This window comes from Limosilactobacillus balticus (genome assembly GCF_014145615.1).
Lineage (GTDB): Bacteria > Bacillota > Bacilli > Lactobacillales > Lactobacillaceae > Limosilactobacillus > Limosilactobacillus balticus.
On sequence record NZ_JACIVH010000038.1, the window covers coordinates 1 to 229 of the forward strand.

1 rRNA gene is annotated in these 229 nt (G+C 49.3%); it reads left to right on the forward strand.

The features are described 5' to 3' along the window. Positions 1-229 (forward strand): 16S ribosomal RNA (locus tag H5S10_RS10615); the annotation flags it as partial.

A 229-nucleotide genomic window follows, 5' to 3' on the forward strand; every position in this document is an offset into this window, starting at 1 on the left:
GGTGAGTAACACGTAGGTAACCTGCCCCGGAGCGGGGGATAACATTTGGAAACAGATGCTAATACCGCATAACAACAAAAGCCACATGGCTTTTGTTTGAAAGATGGCTTTGGCTATCACTCTGGGATGGACCTGCGGTGCATTAGCTAGTTGGTAAGGTAACGGCTTACCAAGGCGATGATGCATAGCCGAGTTGAGAGACTGATCGGCCACAATGGAACTGAGACAC